Annotated in this window: 6 protein-coding genes and 1 pseudogene; 3 read left to right on the top strand and 4 right to left on the bottom strand. The window is 70.6% G+C overall.

From position 1 onward, the window contains the following. The 3 genes and pseudogenes from FCH28_RS38710 to FCH28_RS27625 form a co-directional block, all read left to right on the top strand. Positions 1-270, top strand: a pseudogene (locus tag FCH28_RS38710) (hypothetical protein); the annotation flags it as partial. A gap of 163 nt (positions 271-433) precedes the next feature. After that, positions 434-1,783: a 4-aminobutyrate--2-oxoglutarate transaminase gene (gene gabT, locus FCH28_RS27630; protein WP_136742847.1), complete on the top strand. Its 1,350-nt coding sequence runs from the start codon at positions 434-436 to the stop codon at positions 1,781-1,783. A gap of 557 nt (positions 1,784-2,340) precedes the next feature. Further along, positions 2,341-3,219, top strand: a complete 879-nt coding sequence (locus FCH28_RS27625) for a phosphatase PAP2 family protein (RefSeq protein ID WP_342781671.1) — start codon at positions 2,341-2,343, stop codon at positions 3,217-3,219. Here the strand turns inward: FCH28_RS27625 and FCH28_RS27620 are convergent. The 4 genes from FCH28_RS27620 to FCH28_RS27605 are packed head-to-tail and all read right to left on the bottom strand — an operon-like array spanning position 3,122 to position 7,513. Beyond that, complete coding sequence (locus FCH28_RS27620) at positions 3,122-4,540, bottom strand: NAD(P)/FAD-dependent oxidoreductase (RefSeq protein WP_246103261.1); 1,419 nt, start codon at positions 4,538-4,540, stop codon at positions 3,122-3,124. The genes FCH28_RS27625 and FCH28_RS27620 overlap by 98 nt on opposite strands. 5 nt (positions 4,541-4,545) lie before the next feature. Beyond that, entirely contained in the window at positions 4,546-5,385 is an 840-nt protein-coding gene (locus FCH28_RS27615; protein WP_136742846.1) for an ABC transporter permease, read from the bottom strand. Further along, positions 5,385-6,320, bottom strand: a complete 936-nt coding sequence (locus FCH28_RS27610) for an ABC transporter permease (protein WP_136742845.1) — start codon at positions 6,318-6,320, stop codon at positions 5,385-5,387. Before FCH28_RS27610 ends, FCH28_RS27615 begins: the two co-directional genes overlap by 1 nt. Beyond that, on the bottom strand, positions 6,317-7,513 hold the full coding sequence (locus tag FCH28_RS27605; protein WP_136742844.1) for an ABC transporter ATP-binding protein: 1,197 nt from the start codon (positions 7,511-7,513) through the stop codon (positions 6,317-6,319). The genes FCH28_RS27610 and FCH28_RS27605 overlap by 4 nt, the downstream gene beginning before the upstream one ends. Positions 7,514-7,526: the final 13 nt, after the last annotated feature.

Below are 7,526 nucleotides of genomic sequence, written 5' to 3'. Positions count from 1 at the left end.
GCCGGCATGGCGGGCGGGGCGGCGGGCGGTGGCGGGGCGGCCGGCGCGGCGGGCGGCGGAGTGGCCGGTGCCGCCTGGCTCGGCACCGCCGGTTCGGGTCGGTGCGCTCCGCCGGACGGCGGGGCGGCGGTCTGCGGTGCGTCGTGCGTGCCCTCGGTGTCCATCCTGTGCCCCTGTTCCCCCTTGATCAGCCGCGATCGGCCCGGATCGGACGTGATCGGCATCGACCGGCCCGGACCGGCCGCGATCGGCGATGCCGGTATGCCGTGATGCCGCGGGGTCAATCTACTGGCCGTACGCCCTCGCTATGTCCGGTGCGGACAACGCAACACGCGCACTTCTCCCAACCGGAACATGCCAGACCCGGCGCCCCGCCCCTAGCCTGCGAGAACAACACTTCCGTACGTCCGTGTTCCACCCCCAGGAGACTGCTATGACCGAACTGTCCGGAGGCCCCGCCGTCCCCCAGGAGCGTCGCGTCGTCACCGCGATCCCCGGGCCCAAGTCGCAGGAGCTGTGGGCCCGTAAGCAGGCGACGGTGGCCAACGGCGTCGGGGCCGTGCTGCCCGTCTTCGTCAAGCGCGCGGGCGGCGGTGTCCTCGAGGACGTGGACGGCAACTCCCTCATCGACTTCGGCTCCGGTATCGCGGTGACCTCGGTCGGCAACAGCGCCGAGGCCGTGGTGCGCCGCGCCACCGCGCAGCTCAACGACTTCACCCACACCTGTGCGATGGTCACGCCGTACGAGCCGTACATCGCGGTCTGCGAGGCGCTGGCCGAGCTGACCCCGGGCGACCACGCCAAGAAGTCCGCGCTCTTCAACTCCGGCGCGGAGGCCGTGGAGAACGCCGTCAAGGTGGCCCGCGCGTACACCAAGCGCCAGGCGGTCGTCGTCTTCGACCACGGCTACCACGGCCGGACGAACCTGACGATGGCGCTCACGTCGAAGAACATGCCGTACAAGCACGGCTTCGGCCCGTTCGCGCCCGAGGTCTACCGGGTACCGGTCGCCTACCCCTACCGCTGGCTGACCGGCCCGGAGAACTGCGCGAAGGAGGCCGCCGCCCAGGCCATCGAGCAGATCACCAAGCAGGTCGGCACGGACAATGTCGCGGCCATCATCATCGAGCCGCTGCTCGGCGAGGGCGGCTTCATCGAGCCGGCCAAGGGCTTCCTGCCCGCCATCGCGAACTTCGCGAAGGAGAACGGCATCGTCTTCGTCGCGGACGAGATCCAGTCCGGCTTCTGCCGTACCGGCCAGTGGTTCGCGTGCGACGACGAGGGGATCGTCCCGGACCTGATCACCACCGCCAAGGGCATCGCCGGCGGTCTGCCGCTGGCCGCCGTCACCGGCCGCGCCGAGATCATGGACGCCGCGCACGCGGGCGGCCTGGGCGGCACCTACGGCGGCAACCCGGTGGCCTGCGCCGCGGCGCTCGGCTCGATCGAGACCATGCGTGAGCAGGACCTGAGCGCCAAGGCCCGCCGGATCGGCGAGATCATGAAGCCGCGCCTGGAGGCGATGGCGGAGAAGTTCGACATCATCGGCGAGGTCCGCGGCCGCGGCGCGATGATCGCGATCGAGCTGGTGAAGTCCGGCTCCAAGGACCCCAACCCGGAGGCCACCGGGGCGCTCGCCAAGGCCTGCCACCAGGAGGGCCTGCTGGTCCTCACGACCGGCACCTACGGCAATGTGCTGCGCTTCCTGCCGCCGCTGGTCATCGGTGAGGACCTGCTCAACGAGGGCCTGGACATCATCGAGGCGGCGTTTGCCGCGCTCTGAGCTCCGTAGGAGCTGAGCCGGCGAGCGCGACGACGAGACCGGGCGCGGCCCGGGGAACGGCATCCGCCGCTCCCCGGGCCGCGCGCCCTTTTCCGCCCCCTTTCGCGCCCCCCCCAAATGCCCATATTTGCCGGCGCTCCGGCGTCGCCGCACACGCAACTGGCGGCATGGAGTGAAGAAGATGTGCGGGGCCGATGGCGGCCGGGTGATCCGCCTGTCGGCCGTGCCGTGCGTGCCGTACGGTTTCTGCAGATGAGAAACACCCCGCTCGCAGGGGACTGCGGGCGACGCCCGGTCGGCGCTTCCCCGGCTCCGTCCAGGCTGTGCCCTCGCGCACAACACCGGGCCCCCTTCCAGGGGATCCGGGAATCCTCACCGATCGGACGCCCGCCCGCCCCACACCCCCCGGGGCGCGCGGGACACCGGTCCGCGCGGCCGCCTCGGAACCACCCCCCTGTCCCGAGGCGGCCGACCCCTTTTTCGAGTTTTTCGAGGTTCTCAAGGTCTTCAGGGGTTCCGAGGTTGCCTAGGGTGCCCGGGTGCCCAGATTTTCCAGGTTGCCGAAGTTTTCCGCGCTCCCCAGGTCTCCGAAGCCTCCGGGCCTCGCCGCCGGCCTGCTGAGCGCGCTGCTCTTCGCCGTACTCACCTGGCAGGTGGCCTGGCACGGCCCGCTGCGCACCCTCGACGAGCGGCTCGGCCGCACCGTCGCCGCCGGCGCCATCCCTGCCCGGGCCGCCGAGCTCTTCGCCGATCTGGGCAACACGGTCGTGGCGCTGCCGGTGCTGCTGACGGCCGCCGCATGGGCCGCGTGGCGCGGCTGGCGGACGGGGCGACGGGCGGACGTCAACGACCCTGCTGCCGCCGTGCGTTGGTGGCTGCCGCCGCTCGCCGCCGCGCCGGCGTTGGCCGCGGTGCCCGCGCTCGTCGTCCCGCTGAAGCTCTGGCTCGCCCGGCCGGGACCGCCGCAGATGCGCGGCGGCACACACGACGGCTTCTATCCGTCGGGCCATGCCGCCACGGCGGCCGTCGCATACGGCGCGGCCGCCCTGCTTCTGACGCACAGTCAGTGGCACAGCGGTCGGCGACGGAGCAGCCGGCCACGTAGCGGCCGGCGGGCAGCCGCCCGGGTCCCGGCCCCGCTCGTCCTCACCACCGGCGCCGTACTCCTCAATATCGCCGTCGGCATCGGTCTGGTGCGCCAGGGCTATCACTGGCCGCTGGACGTGCTCGGCAGCTGGTGCCTGGCCGGGGTGGTCCTGTCGGTGTGGTGGGCGGTGTGCGCGCGGTGGGCGGCCGGGCCGGTGAGCGGGTCCGGCCGCCGACCGCCGAAGGCGTGGCTCAGCTGTCGAAGCCCAGCCCCATCTTGTCCATCGCCTTCAACCACAGATTGCGCCGCCCGCCATGCGTGTCGGCGCGGGTCATCGACCACTGGGTGATGCCGATTCCGGCCCAGCGCAGCGGCTCGGGCGGGAACGGCAGCGGCTTGCTGCGCACCATCTCCAGCTCGGTGCGTTCCGTGCGCTCGCCGCTGAGCAGGTCGAGCATCACGTCCGCGCCGAAGCGGGTGGCGCCCACGCCCAGGCCCGTGTATCCGGCGGCGTACGCGACCCGGCCGGCGTGTGCGGTGCCGAAGAACGCGGAGAAGCGGGCGCAGGTGTCGATCGCGCCGCCCCAGGTGTGGCTGAAGCGCAGGCCCTCCAGCTGCGGGAAGCAGCGGAAGAAGTGCCGGGCGAGCTTCTCGTACGTGGCCGGGTGCTGGTCGTATTCGGCGCGTACGCCGCCCCCGTAGCGGTAGACGATGTCGTAGCCGCCCCACAGGATGCGGTTGTCGGCGGTGATGCGGAAGTAGTGGAAGTGGTTGTTGCTGTCGGAGAGGCCCTGGCGGTTCCGCCAGCCGATGGCGGCGAGCTGGTCGTCGGAGAGCGGCTCGGTCATCAGGGCGTGGTCGTAGACCGGGACGATGTACGGGCGGATCCGTCGTACGAGGGACGGGAAGGCGTTGGTGCCGAGCGCGATGTGCCGGGCGAAGATCCGCCCGTAGGGGGTGCGGACGGCCATGCCCAGGCCCTCGGACGCCAGGGCGGTGGCCCGGGTGCGCTCGTAGATCCGTACGCCGAGGTCCAGGCAGGCCTTCTTCAGGCCCCAGGCGAGGCGGGCCGGGTTGAGCATGGCGACACCGTCGCGGTCCCACAGGCCTGCGCGGAAGGTCGGTGAGTCGACCTCGGCGCGGAGTTCGTCCTGGTCGAGGAACCGGTGGCGGTCCAGGCCGAGCCGGGCGGCCTCCTCGGCGGCCTCCCGGAGCTCGGCGACCTGGTGCGGCTCGGTGGCGATGTCGATCTCGCCGGTGCGCTCGAAGGCGCAGTCGATGCCGTAGCGGGCGACGGCGTCCTCGATGGCGTCGAGGTTGCGGATGCCGAGCTCTTCCAGCTTGGCGAGTTCGCCCGGCCAGCGGGCCAGGCCGTTGCCGAGGCCGTGGGTGAGGGAGGCGGCGCAGAAGCCGCCGTTGCGGCCGGAGGCGGCCCAGCCGATCTCGTTGCCCTCGACGAGGACGACATCGCGCTGCGGGTCGCGTTCCTTGGCGATCAGGGCGGTCCACAGTCCCGAGTAGCCGCCGCCGACGACGAGCAGATCGCAGGTCTCGTCGCCGACGAGGGCGGGCAGGGCCTCGGGCCGGTCGGGATCCTCCAGCCAGAAGGGTGTGGGGGCGGCGTCCGCGAGCGCGCGGACCGGGTTGGGGCTCATGGCAGCTCGTGCCATGGTTCTCAGCTCCTCTTGGGGCGTTTGCCGGCCAGTTGGCCGACGACTACGCACAACACGGCGACCAGGAACATCGCCGTTCCGATGACATTGATCTGGACAGGTGTGCCCCGCTGTGCCGATCCCCAGACGAACATGGGGAAGGTCACGGTGGAGCCGGCGTTGAAGTTGGTGATGATGAAGTCGTCGAAGGAGAGCGCGAACGAGAGCAGCGCGCCGGCCGCGATGCCGGGGGCGGCGATCGGCAGCGTCACCCGGAGGAAGGTCTGCGCGGGGGACGCGTAGAGGTCCTGGGCGGCCTGTTCCAGGCGCGGGTCCATGCTCATCACACGGGCCTTGACGGCGGTGACGACGAAGCTCAGGCAGAACATGATGTGGGCGATGAGGATCGTCCAGAAGCCGAACGCGATGCCCATGTTGAGGAACAGGGTGGCCAGCGAGGCGGCCATGACGACCTCGGGCATCGCCATCGGCAGGAAGATCAGGGTGTTGACGCCGGACCGGGCGCGGAAGCGGTAGCGGGCCAGCGCGAAGGCGATCATCGTGCCGAGGACGGTCGCGCCGAGGGTGGCCCAGACGGCGATCTGGAGGCTGAGGCCGAGGGAGCCGCACAGGTCGGCGACGCCGCACGGATCGGTCCAGCCGTCCGTGGAGAAGCGCTGCCACTGGTAGTTGAAGCGGCCGTTGGGCTTGTTGAACGAGAAGACCATCACGACGAGGTTGGGCAGGACCAGATAGGCCAGCGTGCACAGGCCCGCGATCGTGATGAGGTTGCGGCGCAGCCAGCGCAGCCCCCTGTTGGGGGCACGTCCCGCCGTGGTCGCTGTGGTGTCGGATGCCGCCATCAGACCAGATCCTCCGTCCCGGACTTGCGGATGTAGATCGTGACCATCGTGAGGATGGCCGCCATGAGGATGAAGGAGAGCGCGGCGGCTGTCGGGTAGTCCAGGACCCGCAGGAACTGGGACTGGATGACGTTGCCGATCATCTTCTGGTCGGTGGAGCCCAGCAGTTCGGCGTTGATGTAGTCGCCGGCGGCGGGGATGAAGGTGAGCAGGGTGCCCGCGACGACGCCCGGCATGGACAGCGGGAAGGTGACCCGGCGGAAGGTGGTGGCCGGGCGGGCGTAGAGGTCGCCGGCGGCTTCGTGCAGCCGGGGGTCTATGCGCTCCAGAGAGGTGTAGAGCGGCAGGACCATGAACGGCAGGAAGTTGTAGGTCAGTCCGCAGACCACCGCGAGCGGGGTGGCCAGCACCCGCTGCCCTTCGGTGAGCCCCAGCCAGCTGGTGACGTCCAGGACGTGCAGCGAGTTGAGGACGCCGACGACGGGTCCGCCGTCCGCCAGGATCGTCTTCCAGGCCAGCGTACGGATCAGGAAGCTGGTGAAGAACGGGGCGATGACCAGGATCATCACGAGATTGCGCCAGCGGCCGGCCTTGAAGGCGATGAGGTAGGCCAGCGGATAGCCCAGGAGCAGGCAGAGCGCGGTGGCGGTGCCGGCGTACAGCACCGACCGGAGGAACTGCGGCCAGTATTCGGCTATCGCGTCCAGGTAGGTCGCGAAGTGCCAGGTGACCTTGAAGCCGTCCTCGAGGGAACCGGTCTGGATGGACGTGGACGCCTGGTAGACGAGCGGGGCGGCGAAGAAGACCAGCAGCCAGAGGATGCCGGGCAGCAGCAGCCAGTAGGGGACGAGGCGCTTGCGGGTGGGGGCCTTGCGTATGTCGAGCGGCTCGGCCTCGGGCTCGGCGGGTGGCGCGGGGGCCTCTGTAGTACTCATGCGGCCTCCTCGTCGAGGTCCGCACCCGCGTCTGCGTCCACTGTCCCGGCAAGCAGGGACTGATCCGCGTCGAGCCCGAAGGTGTGCCCCGGGCTCCAGTGCAGAACGACCTCGGCCCCGGGCACCAGCCGCCCGTCGCGCTCGATGTTCTGCTCGTAGACGGCGAGTTCGCCCAGCCCTGCCGCGTCTATGACGTACTGCGTGGAGACGCCTATGAAGCTGGCGTCCTTGATGCGTCCGGGCAGCCGGTTGCGTCCGTCGGCTATGGACCCGGCGTCGTCGGCGTGCGCCAGGGAAACCTTCTCGGGACGTACGCCGGCCAGCACCTTTCCGCCCGTGCGGGCAGCGGCGCTACATCGTTCGGCGGGCAGCCGGAGCTTGGCGTCGCCGGCCTTGAGGAGCAGGTCGCCGTCTTGCCGGCCCCTCGCCTCGACAACTTCCGCCTCGATGAGGTTGGAGGTGCCCAGGAAGTTGGCGACGAAGGTGGTGCCGGGGTTCTCGTAGAGGTCGGCGGGAGCGCCGAGCTGCTCGACCCGGCCGCCGTTCATCACGGCCACGGTGTCGGCCATCGTCATGGCCTCCTCCTGGTCGTGGGTGACATGCACGAAAGTGATCCCGACCTCGGTCTGGATCCGCTTGAGCTCCAGCTGCATCTGGCGGCGCAGCTTGAGGTCGAGGGCGCCGAGCGGCTCGTCGAGCAGCAGCACCTGGGGGTGGTTGATCAGGGCGCGGGCCACCGCCACGCGCTGCTGCTGGCCGCCGGAGAGCTGCTGCGGCTTGCGGCGCGCCATCGGGCCGAGCTGGACGAGGTCGAGCATCTCCTCGACCTGCTTCTTGACGGACTTGATGCCGCGGCGGCGCAGCCCGAAGGCGACGTTCTCGAAGATGTCCAGGTGCGGGAAGAGCGCGTAGTTCTGGAAGACGGTGTTGACCTGGCGCTTGTAGGGCGGCAGGTCGGTGACGTCCTGGCCGGAGAGTTCGACGGTCCCGGTGGTGGGGTCCTCCAGCCCGGCGATCATCCGCAGCGTGGTGGTCTTGCCGCAGCCCGAGGCGCCCAGCAGCGCGAAGAACGAGCCCGCGGGGACGGTGAGATCGAGCGGGTGGACGGCGGTGAAGGATCCGTAGGTCTTGCTGATGCCGTGGAGGCGGACGTCGCCGCCGCTGCTGCTTTGGGGGGTCGCGGTGTGGGTCATGTCGTTCGTCCCG

It is taken from the genome of Streptomyces piniterrae, from assembly GCF_005048155.1.
GTDB lineage: Bacteria > Actinomycetota > Actinomycetes > Streptomycetales > Streptomycetaceae > Streptomyces > Streptomyces piniterrae.
Note: the sequence above shows the minus strand (reverse complement) of the source record. Positions and strands in the feature narration are given on the sequence as shown.

Excerpts from the sequence above, each read along its gene's own strand:
- FCH28_RS27610 (WP_136742845.1), bottom strand. The coding sequence starts at position 6,320 with ATGAGTACTACAGAGGCCCCCGCGCCACCCGCCGAGCCCGAGGCCGAG.
- gabT (WP_136742847.1), top strand. The coding sequence starts at position 434 with ATGACCGAACTGTCCGGAGGCCCCGCCGTCCCCCAGGAGCGTCGCGTC.
- FCH28_RS27620 (WP_246103261.1), bottom strand. The coding sequence starts at position 4,540 with ATGGCACGAGCTGCCATGAGCCCCAACCCGGTCCGCGCGCTCGCGGAC.
- FCH28_RS27605 (WP_136742844.1), bottom strand. The coding sequence starts at position 7,513 with ATGACCCACACCGCGACCCCCCAAAGCAGCAGCGGCGGCGACGTCCGC.
- FCH28_RS27615 (WP_136742846.1), bottom strand. The coding sequence starts at position 5,385 with ATGGCGGCATCCGACACCACAGCGACCACGGCGGGACGTGCCCCCAAC.